Origin of the sequence: Streptomyces sp. AP-93 (genome assembly GCF_022808175.1) — a bacterium.
Lineage (GTDB): Bacteria > Actinomycetota > Actinomycetes > Streptomycetales > Streptomycetaceae > Streptomyces.
Window position 1 is genome coordinate 37,673 of the sequence record NZ_JALGBX010000026.1, and the last position, 18,554, is coordinate 56,226.

At 70.7% G+C, this 18,554-nt stretch carries 16 protein-coding genes and 1 pseudogene; 10 read left to right on the top strand and 7 right to left on the bottom strand.

Features of this window, described 5'->3' with window-relative positions; all coding sequences use genetic code 11:
- Positions 1 to 19 precede the first annotated feature (19 nt).
- Complete coding sequence (locus MTF69_RS33755; RefSeq protein ID WP_243340177.1) at positions 20 to 475, top strand: hypothetical protein; 456 nt, start codon at positions 20 to 22, stop codon at positions 473 to 475.
- Between the two features lie 16 nt (positions 476 to 491).
- On the opposite strand, the gene MTF69_RS33760 is transcribed toward MTF69_RS33755, so the two are convergent.
- Both MTF69_RS33760 and MTF69_RS33765 read right to left on the bottom strand, forming a co-directional pair.
- On the bottom strand, positions 492 to 2,294 hold the full coding sequence (locus MTF69_RS33760) for an FAD-dependent monooxygenase (RefSeq protein WP_243340178.1): 1,803 nt from the start codon (positions 2,292 to 2,294) through the stop codon (positions 492 to 494).
- Between the two features lie 200 nt (positions 2,295 to 2,494).
- Positions 2,495 to 4,372, bottom strand: coding sequence for an ABC transporter ATP-binding protein (locus MTF69_RS33765; RefSeq protein WP_243340179.1), 1,878 nt, complete (start codon positions 4,370 to 4,372; stop codon positions 2,495 to 2,497).
- A gap of 606 nt (positions 4,373 to 4,978) precedes the next feature.
- Here MTF69_RS33765 and MTF69_RS33770 point away from each other — a divergent pair.
- Positions 4,979 to 6,613, top strand: coding sequence for a phosphocholine-specific phospholipase C (locus MTF69_RS33770; RefSeq protein WP_243340180.1), 1,635 nt, complete (start codon positions 4,979 to 4,981; stop codon positions 6,611 to 6,613).
- An 80-nt stretch (positions 6,614 to 6,693) separates the two neighbouring features.
- Here MTF69_RS33770 and MTF69_RS33775 read toward each other — a convergent pair whose 3' ends face one another.
- Entirely contained in the window at positions 6,694 to 7,074 is a 381-nt protein-coding gene (locus MTF69_RS33775; RefSeq protein WP_243340181.1) for a helix-turn-helix domain-containing protein, read from the bottom strand.
- A 109-nt stretch (positions 7,075 to 7,183) separates the two neighbouring features.
- Here MTF69_RS33775 and MTF69_RS33780 point away from each other — a divergent pair, with 109 nt between their 5' ends.
- From MTF69_RS33780 to MTF69_RS33800, 5 genes and pseudogenes are all read left to right on the top strand, one after another.
- On the top strand, positions 7,184 to 7,591 hold the full coding sequence (locus MTF69_RS33780; RefSeq protein ID WP_243340182.1) for a RidA family protein: 408 nt from the start codon (positions 7,184 to 7,186) through the stop codon (positions 7,589 to 7,591).
- 124 nt (positions 7,592 to 7,715) lie between these two features.
- Positions 7,716 to 8,951, top strand: a complete 1,236-nt coding sequence (locus MTF69_RS33785) for a PP2C family protein-serine/threonine phosphatase (protein ID WP_243340183.1) — start codon at positions 7,716 to 7,718, stop codon at positions 8,949 to 8,951.
- Positions 8,952 to 9,049: 98 nt separating this feature from the next.
- Positions 9,050 to 10,603: a fused MFS/spermidine synthase gene (locus tag MTF69_RS33790; RefSeq protein WP_243340184.1), complete on the top strand. Its 1,554-nt coding sequence runs from the start codon at positions 9,050 to 9,052 to the stop codon at positions 10,601 to 10,603.
- A 313-nt stretch (positions 10,604 to 10,916) separates the two neighbouring features.
- A pseudogene (locus tag MTF69_RS33795) lies at positions 10,917 to 11,267 on the top strand (hypothetical protein); the annotation flags it as partial.
- Positions 11,268 to 11,408: 141 nt separating this feature from the next.
- A complete protein-coding gene (locus tag MTF69_RS33800; protein ID WP_243340185.1) occupies positions 11,409 to 11,732 on the top strand; it encodes a hypothetical protein in 324 nt (107 codons plus the stop codon).
- On the opposite strand, the gene MTF69_RS33805 is transcribed toward MTF69_RS33800, so the two are convergent.
- Complete coding sequence (locus MTF69_RS33805) at positions 11,681 to 13,147, bottom strand: FAD-binding oxidoreductase (RefSeq protein ID WP_243340186.1); 1,467 nt, start codon at positions 13,145 to 13,147, stop codon at positions 11,681 to 11,683. The genes MTF69_RS33800 and MTF69_RS33805 overlap by 52 nt on opposite strands.
- 426 nt (positions 13,148 to 13,573) lie before the next feature.
- Here MTF69_RS33805 and MTF69_RS33810 point away from each other — a divergent pair, with 426 nt between their 5' ends.
- Positions 13,574 to 14,272, top strand: coding sequence for a hypothetical protein (locus tag MTF69_RS33810; protein ID WP_243340187.1), 699 nt, complete (start codon positions 13,574 to 13,576; stop codon positions 14,270 to 14,272).
- Between the two features lie 193 nt (positions 14,273 to 14,465).
- Positions 14,466 to 15,029: an EF-hand domain-containing protein gene (locus MTF69_RS33815; RefSeq protein ID WP_243340188.1), complete on the top strand. Its 564-nt coding sequence runs from the start codon at positions 14,466 to 14,468 to the stop codon at positions 15,027 to 15,029.
- Between the two features lie 32 nt (positions 15,030 to 15,061).
- Here MTF69_RS33815 and MTF69_RS43560 read toward each other — a convergent pair whose 3' ends face one another.
- Together MTF69_RS43560 and MTF69_RS33830 are read right to left on the bottom strand one after the other, a co-directional pair.
- Positions 15,062 to 16,243, bottom strand: coding sequence for a cytochrome P450 (locus MTF69_RS43560; RefSeq protein ID WP_374324779.1), 1,182 nt, complete (start codon positions 16,241 to 16,243; stop codon positions 15,062 to 15,064).
- Between the two features lie 366 nt (positions 16,244 to 16,609).
- Positions 16,610 to 17,059: a hypothetical protein gene (locus tag MTF69_RS33830; RefSeq protein WP_243340272.1), complete on the bottom strand. Its 450-nt coding sequence runs from the start codon at positions 17,057 to 17,059 to the stop codon at positions 16,610 to 16,612.
- A 125-nt stretch (positions 17,060 to 17,184) separates the two neighbouring features.
- Between MTF69_RS33830 and MTF69_RS33835 the strand changes: the two genes are divergently transcribed.
- Positions 17,185 to 17,706 carry a site-specific integrase gene (locus MTF69_RS33835; protein WP_243340189.1) on the top strand — a complete coding sequence of 174 codons (522 nt, stop codon included), beginning with the start codon at positions 17,185 to 17,187 and terminating at the stop codon, positions 17,704 to 17,706.
- 61 nt (positions 17,707 to 17,767) lie between these two features.
- Here MTF69_RS33835 and MTF69_RS33840 read toward each other — a convergent pair whose 3' ends face one another.
- Positions 17,768 to 18,538, bottom strand: a complete 771-nt coding sequence (locus MTF69_RS33840) for a BTAD domain-containing putative transcriptional regulator (protein WP_243340190.1) — start codon at positions 18,536 to 18,538, stop codon at positions 17,768 to 17,770.
- Between the last annotated feature and the right edge of the window lie 16 nt (positions 18,539 to 18,554).

The window sequence follows — 18,554 nt, forward strand, 5'->3', positions numbered from 1 at the left end:
CCGCGCAAGCGGGTCCGTTATGCGCAAGATCACCCTGATGTCGCAGGTCTCCCTCGACGGCTCCTACGAGTGTCCGGAGCGGCAGATCGACCGGCACCGCGTCGCTGCGCGCCCCGGACCGCGCCGTGGAGGTGAACGGCATCCATCTGACGCTCCTCTACAACCCGCCAACCTCACCGCGGCCCACAAGCCCGCCGTCCCCGACGTCGAATGGCACCTCTCCCTCCGGCAGACCTTCCTGCTCGCCGGCCCGCGACCGCTGGAGCTGACCTTCCACACCAACGCGGTCGGCAGTGAGATCTTCCTCCGCGATGCCGACCGGCGCCACACCGTCTGGAAGGACAAGCCGCCGGCCCTGCGCGCCGTCGCCGCCCACCACGAGGTCGGACGCCGCGACTTCACCGAGGACGCCCGGCGCTGGATCGGCGGTCTCGACGCCCTCGGCTCCGGTGCACAGGGAGCGGGAGGAAGTTAGGAACCCGCGGCGAGCTCTAGGGAGTGGCCGGCGCGGACAGCGAGGCGAGGTAGCCGGACAGGGCCGCCTCCGTGCCGGACAGCGGGAAGCGGGCGCCGAGGTAACCGTCCGGGCGTACGAGGAAACCGGTCGGGCCGTCGGCGCCGTACAGCCGGGCGAACTCCCCGGCGGCGTCCCGGTATCCGGGAACGGGCAGGCCGGCGGACGCGTCGGGTGCGGCCTCGCGGGCGAGGACGGCCACGGTCCGCAGGGCGGTGGCATCCCCGTCAGCTCCGCCGGCGCCGCCCGCGCCGCCCGCGCCGCCCGCGCCGCCCGCGCCGCCCTCCGCCAGCGCCGGGCCCGCGGCCCGGGCCTGCTCGGCGGCCTCGGCCAGGGCCGCGCCGTCGGCCCCGTACAGGAGCACCACGTGGCCGGCCCGGCCGCGCAGGACGTCGAGGAGCCGGGAGGGGTAGGCGGCGAGGGGCAGGGCCAACCCGGAGCAGTCCGGGGCCCGTTCGCCGGGCTGGGGTGCGTCCGCCGGGCCGAACGGACTGCCGGCGAGCGGTCCGTCGCGGTAGCCGACGAGCAGCTGGGCTTCGCGGAGCAGCACGGCCCGCGGATCGTCCGGTTCGTCTTCCATGCCCTGGGTCGCGTGCCGCACGGTCCGGCCGACGACCTCCTCGCCGACGGGGCCGCGCTCGGCGTCGTAGCTGGCGAGCAGGGCGGGCCCGGCCGATTCCCTCAGGGTGAGCGCGAGCTTCCAGGCCAGGTTGCAGGCGTCCTGGATCCCGGTGTTCATGCCCTGGGCGCCGGTGGGCGGGTGGATGTGGGCGGCGTCGCCCGCGACGAAGACGCGGCCGTCGCCGTAGCGGTCGACGATGCGGTGGCTGATGCGGAAGACGGAGGACCAGCGCATGCCGGAGACCGTGGCGGGGGCGGGGGCGAGCCGGTCGATGACGGCCTGGATGTGGGAGAGCTCGGGAACCCGGCCCCCTTCCAGCCCGTGCAGCACGCCGTCGCCCGCTCCGGGGCCGCCTGCCGGTCCCGTTTCCGGTCCCCTTCCCGATCCCGTTTCCGGTCCCCTTTCCGGTCCGCCGTCCGGCTGCGCGGAGAGTTCGGGCGGGACCAGCATCGACATCCGGTAGCGGCCCCGGCCGGGCAGCGGGATGCACACCAGCAGGTCGTCGGTGGATCCGTCGGCGCCCTGGTGCGTGGACCGCAGTCCGTACCCGTCGGGCAGGTCCCAGTCGCTCACGACGTCGGCGAGCATGTACTCCTCGGCGAAGGCCCCGCCCTCGTACGAGAGTCCCAGCCCTTTGCGCACGGTGCTGTGCGCCCCGTCGCAGCCGATGAGGTAGCGGGTGCGCAGCTCCTCCTCACCGCCGGAAGCGGTGCGCAGGAGGCTGGTGACGCCGCCTTCGAGCCCGTCCCCGTCCTGGGTGAACGACAGCAGTTCGGTGCCGCGTTCGATGGTGGTGCCCAGCGCCGCGAGGTGCTCTTCGAGGATGCGCTCGGTCTCGTACTGCGGCAGCGCGGCGAACCGGTACGGCACGTCGGGGGGCAGCATGAGCTCGATCCGGGCGCGTTCGGTGCCGTTGACGTAGATCAGCTGACCGCGCAGGGACACGGCGGTCTCCATGACGGTGCGGGCCAGGCCCATCCGGTCCCAGATCTCCAGCGTGCGCGGCTGGATGCCGACGGCCTTCGCGTACGGGAGGCGGGCGGGCAGCCGGTCGACGAGGCGGCAGTTCACGCCGTGCCGGCGCAGTTCCGCGGCCGCGCTGAGGCCGACCGGACCCGCGCCCACGATCAGCACGTCGGTCGGCGGAGTGTGCGCCATGGGTCCTCCCGACCGCCTGGCCCCGAGCCGGTTCCCTCCCACCATGCTGACCCGGCAGGGCGCGTACGGCCAGACGAGCGGGTCAGCCCAGCGGGTCAGCCCGCCGTGCCGTGGGTACCACGCCCCCACCCACCGGTACGCCCGCCACCCACCGGCACACCCGCCACCCGCTGCTACGACGGCACCCGCCCGTCACCCGGTCAGCGCACGTCGGCCCGCGCCGCGGTGTCGTCGATGAAGCCGCCCGACTGGTGCTGCCACAGCTTCGCGTAGGCGCCGTCCGCGGCCAGCAGTTGGTGGTGCGTGCCCTGCTCGACGATCCGTCCGTGGTCGAGGACGACGAGCTGGTCCATGGTGGCGACCGTGCTCAGCCGGTGCGCGACCACGAGCGCCGTCCGCCCGTCCATCAGCCGCCACAGCGCGTCCTGGACCAGGATCTCGCTCTCGGAGTCCAGGGCGCTGGTCGCCTCGTCGAGGAGCAGGATCGGTGCGTCGCGCAGGATCGCGCGGGCGAGGGCGACCCGCTGGCGCTGCCCGCCGGACAGCTTCACGCCGCGCTCCCCGACCATGGTGTCGAAGCCGTCCGCCAGGTTGTCGGCGAACTCCGTGACGTGCGCCGCCTCGGCCGCGCGGCGGATCTCCGCCTCGGTGGCGTCCGGGCGGGCGAAGGCGATGTTGTCGCGCAACGTGCGGTGGAACATCGCCGGGTCCTGGGGGACGTAGGCGATCAGGCTGCGCAGGTCGGCCTGGCTCAGCCGGCTGATGTCCTGCCCGCCGATCAGGATCCGGCCCGCGTCGATGTCCGTCATCCGCAGCAGCAGCCGGGTGAGCGTGGTCTTGCCCCCGCCGGACCGGCCGACGAGACCGAGCTTGGAGCCGCCGGGCACGGCCAGGTCCAGGCCGTCGAAGAGCGGCTTCCCGCCCTCGTGGCCGAAGACCACCCGCTCGAACCGCACGTCGGCGGCCGGCGGGCTCCGCAGCGGTTCCGGCTCCACCGGGTCGAGCACGGTCGGCGGTGTCAGCAGCAGTTCGGTGAACTGCGCGGCCTCCGTCATCGAGCTCTCCAGGCGGCGGTAGATCTGGTTGAACTCGAACATGATCCGCGTCGCCCCGGCGTAGTAGGTGAAGGCGACGATGACCGCCTCCACCCCGTGCGCTCCCCCGCCGAGCACGATGGCGAGCATCAGCCCCAGCACGTTGGTCGCCACGGACAGCGGCGCGACCAGCGTGTCGATGCGCAGGTTGCCGTAGTCCCACGAGCGCAGGGTGAGCTTCCTCGACTCCGCCACCCGGGTGCGGTGTTCGGCGGCCTCGCGCGGTTCGGCGGCGAACGCCCGGACCGTGTCCATGTTCATCAGGCTGTCCGCCACGTGGCCGGACACCCGGGCGATCGCTTCCTCCCGCCGGGCGACGAGCACCTGGCGGCGGCGGATCAGGGGCACCACGCCCAGTCCCGTGACCGTGATCATCGTCAGGAGCCCGACGACGAGCAGCGGGTCGTACTGCCACAGCACCACCGAGGCGAACAGCAGGGGCACGAAGCTGCCCATGACCGAGAACGTCAGCGTGTCGACGAACTCCTCGAAGCGGGAGGCGAAGCTCAGGACCCTCTTCGTCAGCGATCCGGCGAAGTTGTCGTGGAAGAACGCCGCGTCCTTGGCGAACAGTTCGTCCATCCCGGTGACGTACAGCTGCTCGATCCCGCGGGCGTCGAGGCGGTTCAGGCAGTGCAGCCCGATGCGCCAGAACACCTCCGAGAGCAGCAGGACCCCGGCGAACCCGAGGACGTAGGGCATCGCCCAGCCGAGTGCGCCGCCGACACCCTCGGCGACTGCCTCTCCTCCCCCTGCTCCCTCTCCTCCCCCTCCTCCCGCGATCCGGCCGACGAGCTTCGCGACGACCAGCGGCGCGAGGTAGTGGATGCCGATGTTGCCCAGCGCCGGAAGCAGCATCGCGGGCGCCGTCAGCCATCGCAGGCGGACCAGCTCCCGCCCGTAGTAACGAAGTGCGAGGAGTACCGGACTCCTGCGCGGGGGACTCGTGTTCAGTGAACTTCCGTGCGATTCGGGCGATCCCATCCCAACCCTGCCTTCTCGGACCGTCTGGTCAGAAAGCGGAGTGTCCCGCACGGGCGCCCACGCGGTCCAAGGCTTTTCCTCCGATAGCCCAAAACCGGCCGACCTGGCGCGAAAGCCGACCGCCGTTCGCATGGTGTACGCGCCGGCGTCACGTCAGGGTCGCGTGCAGTTGGCTGGTTGGCCTGGGTTTCATGGGCGATCCGCTGATCCGTTGATCGCAACTTCGGCCGTGTCCTCGTGGCTGAGCCCTCGTTGTACGAGGCGGAACGGTCCGCCGAAGAGAGCGGACCCATGAGAATCCGCCCCGTGCCCAGGAAGCGACGCGGGGGCCCCGCCCCACCCGGGTCCACACCGGGCGGAAAGCGTCCGGCGGGGCGGCTGCTGTAGCCACCGAATCGCCGCACCCAGCGGCGGCACAGGCGGCAGGCACCGCACACGATGAGCACCCGAGCCGCATCCAGCGGCACGGGCACGCGGCACACCGCAGGCGTCCACACCCTGCCCAGCACCACAAGCCGCCTTCCGCGCAGGCCTGAAGCAGGCCCGCCCAGGAACCCTAAGCTCATCAGAGACGCTCCCTTACCGGAACCCCGGACGTGCTGTGGGGTGCTCAGCCACCCCGCAACCGCGTACGCCCTGGCGGACGCGTTCACCATCTGCGACGCCTACCACTGCTCGTTCATCGGCTCCACCGACCCCAACCGCTACTACCTCTGGTCGGGCCACACCGGCAACGACGGCCAGGGCGGCGGCCCGGTCCTCAACAACGCCGAGGCCGGCTACGGATGGACCACCTACCCGGAGCGCCTGGAGGCGGCCGGGGTCTCCTGGAAGGTCTACCAGGACATCGGCGACGGCCTCGACGCCGCCGGCTCCTGGGGCTGGATCGACGACGCCTACCGCGGCAACTACGGCGACAACTCGCTGCTGTACTTCAACACGTACCGGGGCTCCCAGCCCGGCAGCGCCCTCTACGAGAAGGCCCGCACGGGCACCAACGCCGCTGCGGGCGAAGGCTACTTCGACAAGCTCCGCGCGGACGTGGTGGGCGGCACCCTCCCGCAGATCTCCTGGATAGCGGCCCCCGAAGCGTTCAGCGAACACTCCAACTGGCCCTCCAATTACGGCGCCTGGTACATCTCTCAGGTCCTGGACGCGCTCACCGCCGATCCCGACGTGTGGGCCCGTACCGCGCTGTTCATCACCTACGACGAGAACGACGGCTTCTTCGACCACGTCGTCCCGCCGTACGCGCCCGCCAGTGCCGCGCAGGGCCTGTCGACCACGCCCACCGCCCTGGACGTGTTCCCCGGCAAGGCCGGGTACGCGGCCGGCCCCTACGGTCTGGGCCCGCGCGTGCCGATGCTCGTGGTCTCCCCCTGGAGCACCGGCGGTTACGCCTGCTCCGAGACCTTCGACCACACCTCGGTCATCCGCTTCATGGAGCAGCGCTTCGGCGTCCACGAGCCCAACATCTCGCCCTGGCGCCGCGCCGTCTGCGGCGACCTCACCGCGTTCGACTTCGCCCGCAAGGACACCGCCCCGGCCCCGCTGCCGGAGACCGACGGCTGGTTCCCGCCGGACCGCGAGCGCCACCCCGACTTCCGGGCCACCCCGCCGGCCCAGGGGACCATGCCGCGCCAGGAGAAGGGCGTGCGTCCCACGCGCGCGCTCAAGTACGCCCCGTACGTGGACGGCGCCGCCCTCGTCGCGGAGGGCAGGTTCCGGCTGACGTTCAGCGGCGGCCCCCAGCTGGGCGCACAGTTCTACGTCACCTCCGGCAACCGCACCGACGCCCCCTCGACCTACACCACCGAGGCCGGCAAGTCAATCGCGGACACCTGGAACACCGCCTACTCGGCCGGGTCCACCGACCTGGCAGTGCACGGACCGAACGGCTTCCTGCGCGGCTTCCGCAACCCCGGGACCACCCCCGGCCCCGAGGTCACCGCGCGCCACAACGCCGCCACCGGGAACCTGGACCTCACGCTCACCAACGCCGCGGGCTCCACCGCCACGCTGACGGTCGCCAACGCCTACGGCGGCAGCCCGAAGCGCCTCACCGTCGCCAAGGGCGCCACCGTGAAGCACTCCGTCTCCCTGAAGAACACCCGCCGCTGGTACGACGTGACGGTCACCGCGTCCGGCGCCCCGGGCTTCCTTCGCCGCTTCGCCGGCAAGGTGGAGACCGGCGCGGCGGGCCTGTCGGACCCGGCGATCCTGACGGAGACGTCCTCCTGACGGAGACGTCCTCGTGACGGCATCCGCCCCACGAAGTGCCCGCGGAGCCGCTCCAGGCGGCCCCGCGGGCACTTCGCGCTTCAGCCGTCGAAGCGGTGGCGGGAGGCTTCGATGTGGCCGAGGTACTGGTGGGTCCAGTCGCACAGTCCGGCGATCGTCACCCGCAGGGCCCGGCCCGGCCCGGTGAGGGCGTACTCCACCCGCGGCGGCACGACGGGGTGCACCGTGCGCTCGAGCAGGCCGTAGCGCTCCAGCATGCGCAGGTTCTGAGTGAGCATCTTGTGGCTGATGCCCTCGATCTCGCCGCGCACCTCGCTGAAGCGCAGCGTGCGCTCCCCCAGTGCCTCGATGATCAGGAGCGCCCACTTGTTGGCGACGTCCGAGAAGATCTCCCGCGCCAGGGAGTCCGCGCGCCTGAGGTCCGCGTCCTCGGGCGAGCCGCTGTACTGCTTGGTCACCATCAGGTTCCCCAGTCACCGAAAAGTGCGTTCTTCCCTGTCGGCGGCCACTCTCCTACGGTTCCTCAGTAACCACAAGAGAGCGATCTCCCCGCACATGGAGGCACACGACATGGCGATAACCCTGGTGAATCCCAAGGGACTCCCGGAAACGGACGTCTACCGGCAGGTGTCGATCGCGACCGGCTCGAAGCTGGTCTTCGTCGCCGGACAGGTCGCCTGGGGCCCCGACGGCGTCACCATCGGCAAGGACGACCTCGCCGCTCAGGTCGAGCAGTGCTACGTCAACATCGCCACCGCCCTGGCCGCGGTCGGCGCCTCCTTCGACGACGTGGCGAAGCTGACCGTCTACGTGGTCGACTGGACCCCCGACAAGATGCCCCTGCTGCTGGAAGGCATCACCCGGGCGGCCGCGGCACTGGGGAGCGCCCCGGTACCGCCGGCCAGCCTGCTGGGCGTCGCGGCACTGGACGTACCCGAGCACCTGGTCGAGATCGAGGCCACGGCGGTCATCGGCTGAACCCACCCGGCCCTGGCCCACTCCCCGCCACACCCGCCAGGTTGGCCCCCGCGAGCCGGGCGGACTGATGAAATGCCTTCAACGCAGTAGGGCGGCCACGGCGGGTGGCGGGCGGAGGAGGCACGTGTCGCAACAGGGCGGGCTGGAGGCGCGGCTGCGTTCCATGGAGGAGGCCCTGGAGCAGATCGGAACCTCCCCCGACGAGCGGCAGACCTGCCGGGAGCTGGCCGGATTCCTGTTCCGCATCCTGTCCGACGCCGCGGCGGTGGACCTGATCCGCCCTGGCGCCCGTACCGAACGCGTGGCGGTGGCCGGCGCGACGGCCCTCCTGGACGGCTCCGCCGTCGAAGGCGCGCCGCTGGTCCGGGCGCTGGACCGCGACCACCCCCTGGAAACGTGGACCGCGGGCGCCGGGGCCGCCCGCACCTACCTCGCCTCGGTACCGCTCACCGCCCGGGGCGAGCTGTACGGCAGGGTCCTGACCGCCCGCACGCGGGGAGATTACGGGGACCACGAGCTGGCCACCCTGCACTTCGCGGCGCGCCTGGCCTCCGTCCACCTCGCTCACGCCCGGCGCCTCGCGGCGACCGAGAAGACCGCACTCGATCTGCAGCGCGCCCTGGTCGCGGAGCCCGGCCGGCCCCACCCCAACCTGGAGATCGCCAGCCGCTACCTGCCCGTCGGGGCCCGCGCCCTGGTCGGCGGCGACTGGTTCGAGACGATCCGCCTGCACTTCGGCCGCACCCTCCTCGCCGTCGGGGACGTGATGGGGCACGGTCTGGAGGCCGCGGTCGACATGAACGCGTACCGCTCCGTGCTGCGCGAGGTCGCCTCCACCGATCTCGCCCCGCACCGGGTGCTGCGCCAGCTGGACTCCCTGTCCGCGTCGGACGACACCCGCAGGCCCGCGACCTGCCTGCTCGTCCGCATCGACCCGGCCCGGGGCATGGCCCTCTACTCCAGCGCGGGCCACCTGCCGCCCGCCCTCTTCACCCGCGACGGCGCCGGCGAACTCCTGGACGTACCGGTCGGCCCACCGCTGGGCACCGGCGCCGGCGGCTACGAGGCCCTCGCCCGGCCGATCACCGCGGACCAGACCCTGCTGCTGTACACGGACGGCCTCGTGGAACGGCGCAGCGAGGACATCGACGTCTCACTGGCCAGGCTCGCCGCCCTGCGCCTGGGCTCCAGGACGAGCCTCTCGGAGGTGGTGGACACGGTCTGCGCCGGACTGGACGCCCAACACGCCGAGGACGACGTGGCCGTACTCGCCGCACGCCTGCGCCACCGGCCGTCCCACCCCGCCGAAGGCGCGGACCACACCCTCACCGCACCGCACGACAGCCGCACGCGTCCGTAGAGGGTCGACAACCCCAACAACCCTCTCGTCAACCGTGCTTCCCCGTCGGATCAGGCTTTCCGCGATGCGCCGATGAGTCGCGTGCAAGGATGTCGGCCGTGACCAGTTCGTCCTCCCCGCCTGTGGCAACGGGCACGCCTGACGACCACGGCCTGGGCCCCCGTACCGCTGCCGTGCTCGTGTTCGGATCGTCGGCCGCGGTCCTGGTGGTGGAGATCGTCGCCCTGCGGCTGCTGGCTCCCTACCTCGGCCTCACCCTCGAGACCAGCACCATGGTGATCGGCATCGCCCTCACCGCGATCGCCCTCGGCTCCTGGCTGGGTGGGCGCCTCGCCGACCAGGTCAACGCACGCCGGCTCATCGGCCCCTCGCTGGGGCTGTCCGGAGCGGTCGTCGCACTCACCCCCGCCGTGCTCCGCACGACCGCGGAGTGGGCACCGGCGCTGCTCCTGCTGATCGCGGCACTGACCATCCTCGTGCCGGGCGCGCTGCTCTCCGCGGTGACGCCCATCGTGACCAAGCTGCGTCTCACCAGCCTCGCCGAAACCGGAACGGTCGTCGGCCGGCTGTCCGGCGTCGGGACCGTCGGCGCCATCGTCGGCACCCTCCTCACCGGCTTCGTCCTCGTTTCGCGGCTGCCCGTCAGCGGCATCCTGATCGGTCTCGGCACACTGCTGGTGGCCGGCTCGGCCCTGGTCGAGTGGCGGACGCGCGGGTGGAGCGGTACGCCCGCCCTGGCGCTCGTGGTCGTCGCCGGAGGCCTGGCCACCACGGTCGCGCCCGGCGGCTGCGACACGGAGACCAGGTACCACTGCGCCCGGGTCGTCGCGGACCCCGACCGGGGCAGCGGCCGCACGCTCGTTCTGGACGGCGTACGGCACTCCTACGTCGACATCGACGACCCGACCTCGCTCAAGTTCGAGTACGTGCGCGCCATCGCGTCGGTGGTCGATGCCGCCTTCCCGAAGAACAGTCCACTGGCCGCCCACCACCTGGGCGGTGGCGGGCTCACCTATCCCCGCTACCTCGCGGCCACGCGACCGGGAACGCGCAGCGGTGTGTCCGAGATCGACAGCGGGGTCGTGCGCATCGACCGCGACCAACTGGGCCTGCGATCACAAGGCGGTACCAGCGGTACCAGCGGTATCGACGTACGCGTCGAGGACGGCAGGATCGGACTGCGGCGACTGGCTGCCGGCAGTCGTGACCTCATCGTCGGCGACGCCTTCGGCGGCGTCAGCGTGCCGTGGCACCTCACCACGGTGGAAGCGATGACCGACGTACGGCGGGTGCTCAACGAAGACGGCCTGTACGTGGCCAACCTCATCGACCACGGCGGTCTGGCCTTCGCACGTGCCGAAGTGGCCACCCTCGGCAAGAGCTTCGAACACGTCGCCCTCGTCGGCAAGCCCACCGACATCGGCCTCGAACCGACGGCCGGCCCCAAGGGCGGCAACCTGGTGGTGCTCGCCTCCAACCGGCCGGTCGACGCCCCCGCGACCCAGGCAGCACTCGACGCCCGGCAACCCGGCTGGAAGATCACCACCGGCGACGCCCTCACGTCCTGGATCGGCGATGCCCAACCACTCACGGACGACCACGCCCCCGTCGACCAGCTCCTCCAGCCGTACGGGTCACGCAGCAGCCGGTGAGTCGTCAGATGCTCCACGCCGAACCCCGCCACGGCCTCGAACGCACGAAAGGCCGCCTTCTCATTTCTGAGATGACGACCTCCGACCTGCACAAAGCAAAGTCGGGACACGTCCGCCGCGTATCGCGGCGGCCCGCAGATCCCGGCGGCCCAAGCACGGACGGATGCGCGGGCCCCTACACGAGACGGTGGAGCGGACCAGAGCGCCCCGTACGAGTGATCATCGGTGTGTTTACGTGGAGGCATGGGCCGTCGTCGCCAAGGATGCGCGCATGCGCCTTACATCTTCCCTGCTGAGCCGTGCCCTCGTGGACGAGAAGGTGGAGGCTCAGCGGACCCGGATCCGCTACCACGGCCTCCTGGAGGACATGCACCGGACCGAGGCGAACATGCGCGAGTCGGGAGCCTCCGAGGAGGAGATCGCGAGGGAGCTGGTCGACATGCGCAACCAGGCCAAGGAGATCACCCGGGCCGGGATGACCCCGGAGGAGGTCCGCATCCTGGAGGACCGGAACACGGCCAAGTACGGCAACCCTCTCGGGCCCACCGCGGACCAGCTCTACGCCAAGTACGGCTCCTGGGAGAAGGTCACCGACGCGTCGATGCGGACCAGCTACGCCGTCGACCGCGAACTCAGCCTCGAGTACCGCCCCTGCCCCGTGTGACAACCAGCCAGCCCGAAGGTCGATCATGCGTACGAGACGGCGATCTTGTGGGTCGGGGCGGCCGGTGTCCAGCATGGGCGTCGCCCGCCGCGGGACACGCCCAAACCGGACTACGAGGCCTACGAAGCCAGACTCCGGAAGTTGGAGGAGGAAGGCCGCCTGGACGAGGTCCTGCGCATGCGGGCCATCCGGTCCCGTCCGGCCGGCCGGGTCGGCGAGTTCGTCCACAGCCTCAACGTCAGCTCCGCCCGCCGCATCATCGACCAGTCCCTCAGCGGCAGTGATCTCAGCGCCAAGCTGCCCGCCGAGGAGCGCGAGCTGATCGCGGAGCGGGCGGCGCGGGCGGCGTGGGGCTGGGAGGCATCCGGCGGCGACCCCTGCGGCGTTGGGACGGTGTGGGTGCGAATTGCGGGTCAACCGGCCGACGTCGGTACGGGGTGGCGGGTGCGGGTGGCCCGGAGGTAGGCATTCAGCCGCTGGACGTGGGCTGAGGAGGCATCGCGGACGGCGCCGAGGATCTCGGGGGCGAGCGCAAGCGGATGGTCCAGACGTTCGAAGGCCTGCTGGGCTTCGTGTCGGGCATGGGAGACGATCGGTTCGGGATCGAGGAAGTACGGAAGGCGCAGGCCGTACTCGGTCGCTGTTTCGACCGCGTCGGCAACGAACAACTCGATGGAGGAGTCGACGGTCATCGTTTCGATCGGGGCTCGCACTGGCGCGAACGGAGTGAAGATCCCGGGGACGGGGTTGGAGTCCAGGACCATGTCGGCGAGGTGGCGGGCGATGACCGGGGAGCTGTGGAATCCGTCGCGGTAGGTACCCGTGGCGAGAAGGAGTCCGCCCACGGTGGTGAGGCCCAGCAGCGGGAATCGGTCCAGGGGGACCGGGCGGCTGCCGTAGTGCCATCGCTGGATCGCGGACATTCCCAGGTGGACGTCGAACTGGTCGGTGGCGAACCGCAGCAGTGATTGGGTGACCCCGATACGGGGACCGCCCGGAGGGTCGAACAGCACGATGTTGGTTGCGCCGATGTACTCCACTCCGTCGCCCAGGGGAACCAGGTGCATTCCGCACGCGCCCGAGCGGGCAGGGGTGCGGACGACGCGGTCGAAGCCCCCGGGCTGAACCTGGCGCCGGGTCTCCACGGCGAAGCCGGTGCCGTGCAGCAGCGGGGGCGCTTCATCGGGTGCCAGCCGGTCCAGGAGCTGCTGCGAACCGGTGCCGGCGGCCAGCACGACAGTCCCCGCCGAAATCGCCCGTCCGTCCAGAAGGCGCAGCCCGCAGGCTCTGCCGTGCGCGCTGACCAGATCGGATGCCTCGCCGTCGAGGAAGGTGACACCGGAGCGGCGTCCGGCGTTCTCCAGCGCCTCGAGCACGGCGCGGGCGTCGAGTGATCCTTCGCGTTCCAGGTAAAGGGCGCGTACAGGGCGCTCGTGCGGGACGGGGCGCAGGCCGGGAATGTCGGCGGGTTCCACCTCGTGATGGGGTTCGGCGTACTGCTTGAGCGCCGCGTGGATGGCCTCGAAGTTCCTGACGGCTGTGGGCGTCGCCTGTGCTCCCAGGACGACGAACGTGCCCGGGGAAAGGGAGAAGGGCGCCGAGGGCGCCCTTTCGTGGTGCAAGCCCTCGAACCACTGCGGCCAGGCATCGAGTGCCTCGCGCGCGAGGGCGAACTTGGCACGGGAGGCCGGGTGCCGGTCGGTGGCGTCGGTGACTTCGGCGAAGCAGTTGAGCATGGCCCCCGCCGCCGCCGTCGCAGAGCCCCGCCGCGAAGCCGGACCGACCACGGCCACCCGCGTTCCCGGGGATCGCCGCACCAACTCCAGGGCGATCGACAGTCCCAGCACCCCGTTGCCCACTACTGCCACATCCACCGTCATCCGCCGCACCACAGACTCCCTTCCCGCCTGACTGTCGCGGCAGCCTTCCCCTCACACGACCGCACAACCCGCTTCAGACACCACCCGTACGCAATGGACAGGATCCAGGGCCGGCACGGCGGCACATTGAACCGTTCCGGGTGCGATGGAGAGCCCGGGCCGGGTCGACGGCTGACCTGCGAATTCCGTAAGGCGACCACGCTGCGACCGAAGATCACCAACAGCATCCAGAAGTTGAGTCAGAACCTGAGTAGCAGCAGGACCTGAGGGTGATGGATCTCGGCCTCGAAGGCGGCCACGCCCACCAACAGTGCAATGGGCGGCGGGTTTCTGTGCCGCACGGTGTTCTGTACAGGTCCCCGAGCTGATGGAGTCATTATGGGCATCCGTCCGCCCACCCTCTGCGTCACCCAGGGAGTGTGAGCCGTGCCGACGGTTGAGTATGACGGTCCGGAGAAGCAGGAGAACGTCACCGTCCTGAGCCTGCGCGTACTGCGCTGGACCAGAGAGAAGAAGAGCATCCTCATCGTGGTTGCCCGCGAGGGCATGCGGGTGACCTCCCAGACAGAGGGATCCGTCACCAGCGACCCGGTGTGGGAGAGAGGGGGCGGCGACGCCACCGGATACAAGCAGTACAGGCACCGTTTCAACGCGAAGCAGTTGGTCAACCCGCAGAGCGGCAGCGTCGACTTCGGGTGTAGCGCTACGTTGCATCTGGATCTCCACGGTGACGTCACCAACCTCGGCGGCCCCTACACCAAGCGCATTTCCCGGCCGGTGACCTTCGCCGCCGGCGAGCGAACCCAGGCCCTGGTGTTCGATGAGTTCCCGGACTACTACGGCAAAGCCATTGCGGCGACGCTACGAGATCCTGCCTCCGGCGCTTCAGGCCGCGTCCTCTGCGGGATCCAAGGTCATCTGGAGGGATCCTCGGACGGCGGGGAGGTCAAAAAGGAAGTCGACGCACCGATCGCCAAGCACGACCCGCCCAGGCCCGACCCGCTCGGCGGCAGGCACCCACTCCCAGGCATGGTCTCCGGCGGACTTGCTTCGGTCAACCCCGATCCAAAGGTGTACCGGGCAGCCGCGCTCCAGGCGAACAACGGTAGCCACAACCTACTGTGAACTGAGCTGCACGCGCTTTCGTGACTCGCTTCTGGCACACATTCCGGATGCTGTTAGTGATCTTCGGTCGCAGCGAGGTCGCGTTACAGGATTCGCCGGTCAGCCATCGCTGCCCGGCAAGCCAGGGTTGTTGGTCGAGGTCAGTTCCATGGGGCTCCCCACAAGACAATCCGATGAGGAAGGTGCGGAGCCGATGAACAGCCTGACACGCACGAAACTGCAGCGGCGCTTCGAACTGTTCGACGACGACCGCGACGGCCGGGTGAGCAAGGCGGACTACGACCGGCTCGCTGTCCGCCTGGCCGAGGCCTCCGACAGTGAGCCGGACTCCGACCCGGCCCAGCGGTTGCGCCAGGAGTACGACGAGGGCTGGCTGCGCATGTGCAAGCAGCTGGGACGTGGGACGGACACGAGCATGAACCGGGAGGAGTTCGTCGACGCCTGGCACGGCGTGCAGGAGGCCTACGGTTTCACCACGTCGATCCTGCCCATCGTGGACACGGTCATCGCGGCCATGGACCGCAACGGCGACGGCGCTCTCGACGTACAGGAGTTCACGCGCTGGCTCGCAGCCTACGGAGTCGACCAGGCCTCGGCGCTGGAGGCGTTCGAGCACCTGGACCGAGACCATGACGGACTTATCCGTCGCGATGAACTCACCAGCGCCTTCGAGGAGTTCTTCCTGAGCACGGATGCGAGTGCGCCCGGGAACTGGCTCTACGGGCCGCTGGCCAGCGCTTCGGCAGCGGCCGGCTGATCGCAGCCCGGAACGTGTGGGGCGTATGCCGGTCACCACTCGACCGGCATACGCTCCATGCCGTAGACCGTCTTCTCCTTGCGGAAGGCCAGCTGATCCCTGGGCACCGCCAGCCGCAATCCGGGCAGACGGTGGCTGAGTGCGGCCAGCCCTTCTTGAAGGACGACCCGGCTCAGGCTCTGCCCCAGACACTGGTGCGGACCGTGCCCGAAGGAGAGATGACCGCCAGCGTGGCCGTGAGGGTCGAAGGCGACGGGGGCCTGCCCGCAGGGGTCCTCCGCGCCGGCCCAAAGAGAACAGACCACCCACTCGCCGTCGCGGATCCGCACCCCCGCGATCTCGACGTCCCGCGTGGCACGGCGGATCAGCCCGAGACGCTTGACGGTGATGTGACGCAGTAGCTCTTCGGTCACCGCGGCCGCGCAGGCCGGATCCTGCCCCAGGGCCGTGTACCAGTCCCTGTGGTCTTCCAGAAGGGTGAGCGCGCCCAGTGCGAGCATGTGGGTGGGGCTCACATGCCCTGCCATCAGCACCAGCTTGGCCACGCCGGCCAGCTCCGCGTCTCCGATCCGTCCGCCGTCCGGCATCCGCAGGCCGGCGATCCTGTCCAACAGGCCGGACCGCCGGCCGGGCTCCTTCAGGATCCGGCGGGCCAAGTCCAGAACGAAGTCGTCGACGGGGGTGCCCGTGGCGTACAGATCGTGGTTGCCGAGGTCCTGGCCGGAGAAGAGGCGCAGGATCTCCCCGGCCGTCGTCTTCGTCCACTCAACACCGAGCACGCCGCATACAGCCTCGGAGCAGAGCGGGAGCGCGTAGTCAGCGACAAGATCCGCCGGGGCCCCCACCGCGGTCATGGCCTCAAGCCGGCTCTGCGCCATCCGGCCGATGCCTGCGGCCATGCGCCGGGTACGCACGACGGAGAACTCCCGGGCCAGCAAGCGACGGTAGCCCAGATGCGCATCGCCATCCTGGTGCGAGAACATGCCCGGCAGGACTTCCAGCGCGGCCCTGCTCTCGGAGCCGGGGAGCGTGTCTTCAGGCCCGCGACGCGACGAGAAGGTCCCCGAGTCGGCCCGCACGGCCCGCACATCGGAGGATCGGGTGATCGACCAGGCACCCACACCATTGGGGTACACCTCGAACAGCGGCGAGCCGTCCACAGAGCCTGCCTCGACGCCCCGCCCGGCGTGCGGGCACACAGGCGGCAGCGGCACGGGCCGGCCGGTGGCCGAGGCGCTTGTCCGGGCCGGATTCCGGGTGACCGGAATGGACGTCTCCGCGACGATGGTCGGGCTGGCCCGTGGTTCGCGACCACGGACCACCAGGATGCCGAGGACGCACGCGGCAGGCAAGATCCGGACCAATCACGGACCAGACCGTGGGGCGGCGGACCCGCCCTTGACGCGTAGACAAGGGGAAGGCGCAGGTCACAGCGGGCGCATGGGGTCGTGGTGGTCGCGGGTGGTCGCACGAGACTGGAGGTGTCGACCTTTCCTCCGTCTCCTGGAGGCGATCCCCATGCGTACCACCGGCGAGCGCGGCCGCATGTACCGCAGGTGTGGCTGCCGAGACACATTGCGTCACCAGCTCGGAGCCCACTGCCCCACCTGCTCGCTGACGGTGACCACGCGACGTGGACGTTCGCGGTCGACGTCCCGGCACCGCGCCACCGCCGGACGACCGTGCGCCGTGGCGGATTCGGCAGCCACGACGCGGCCGAGGAGGCGCTGCGGAGGTTCCTGGAGGGCGAGGCCGGCGGGTTCAACGCCGACCCGAACCAGAGCGTCGACGACTACCTGACCGCCTGGCTCACCGCCAAGGCCCTCGCACTCAAGACCACCATCGCGCGCTACCGGGACTACGTCCACAACGATCTCGTCCCCGCCTTCGGGACCCTGAAGCTGGACGAGCTCGGACACCGGCACATCGCCGCCTTCGTCACCGGCGAGCTCGCCGCAGGCCTCGGCCGGACCACCCTCTACCGATGCCTGGCCACCCTCTCCAGCGCCCTCGGCGACGCCTTCCGCCAACACCGCCTCCCCCACAACCCCGCCAGCCCCCGGCTTTTCACCGGCCACCGTCGCCAGAGCGGCGGATCTGGACCGCGGACGAGGCCGTCCGCTTCCTCCAGCACTGCCACCGGGCAGACCCGGAGATGGCCGACCTGTTCGAGTTCCTCATCGGCACCGGCCTGCGCAAGGGCGAGGCCCTCGGTCTGCACTGGGACGACGTCCACCTGGCCGAGCGTGTCCTCTATGTACGGTGCACGCTCTCCGCGATCGACAACAACCACCTCGTCCTCACCAACCCGAAGACCCGTACCAGCAAGAACTGGGTCGCCATCTCGCCCCGCGTCGCCATCGCCCTCCAACACCGGGCCCGGTCAGGCGCCCTCTCCCGCAGCGACCCAACCGACCCGTTCACCGGACTCGTGTTCTGCAGACCCGACGGCCGACCGCTGCGACCCCACAGCGTCCTCGACCGGCTCCGGAAACTCTCCAAAGGGGCCGGTGTACCGCGGGTGACCGTTCACGACCTGCGACACCTGGCCGCCACGATCACCATCACCGCCGGCGTCCCCCTCACCGTGGTCTCCAAGACGCGGCGGCACTCCACCCTCTCGACCCCTGCACAAAGCAAAGTCGGGACGACAGGATTTGAACCTGCGACCCCTTGACCCCCAGCGGCAGCGCGCGTGCCGCGTGGTCCCCAACTGGTCCCCAAGACCCCTCGGAACGTCAGGAGGATGAGCTGTACGTCAGGGACTTGCACACCCGATCCATGAGGGCGGACAGCTCCCTGCCCGGCCCGACGCCCAGCTCCCGCCGGGTCAGGCCGCGGTACGCGTTGTACGAGCGCTTCGCCTCCACCAGGTTCCCCTCCGCCAGGTGGGCCTCGATCAGGGCGCGCTGGGCGCTCTCGCGCAACGGCTCCGCGGCCACTGCCACCAGTGCCGACTCGACGGCCTCCGCATGCCGGCCGACCCGCGCCAGCTCGCGGCTGAGCGCCTCCAGAGCATGCAGCAGGCGCTGACGCACCCGCTCGCGCTCCAACAGGACCCAGTCGTCGTACCAGCCGGGCAGCAGGTCCAGTGCGTCGGTGCGCCACTTGAGCGCGGACAGGTCCTCGGCGGTGGCGGTGCCGGCGATCAGGCGCCCCGCCCAGCCGTAGAGCACGTACAGGTCGATCACCGTGTGCTCGCGCACCGAGAGCGAGCACTTGTCGGAGTCGAGCAGGTCGATCCCGGCTGCCTTCAGCCGCCAGAGCGCAGAACGCAGGTTCCCTGCCGCCCGTTGATCGTCCCCGGCCGGCCACAGCGTGCCCGCCGCGTGCCGGCGCTCGACGCGGCCGCCGTTGAGGGCCACGAAGGCGAGCAGCCGCTTGCTCCCCTCCGGCACGTCCAGCCATCTCCCCCGGTGGAGGACCCTCGGGCCGCCGAGGAGATGGAGCACCGGCGCGTCCACCTGCCTGGGGATCCGGACCGGCGACTCGAGGAACTGCGGATTCATATAGGCGGCCTCCTGG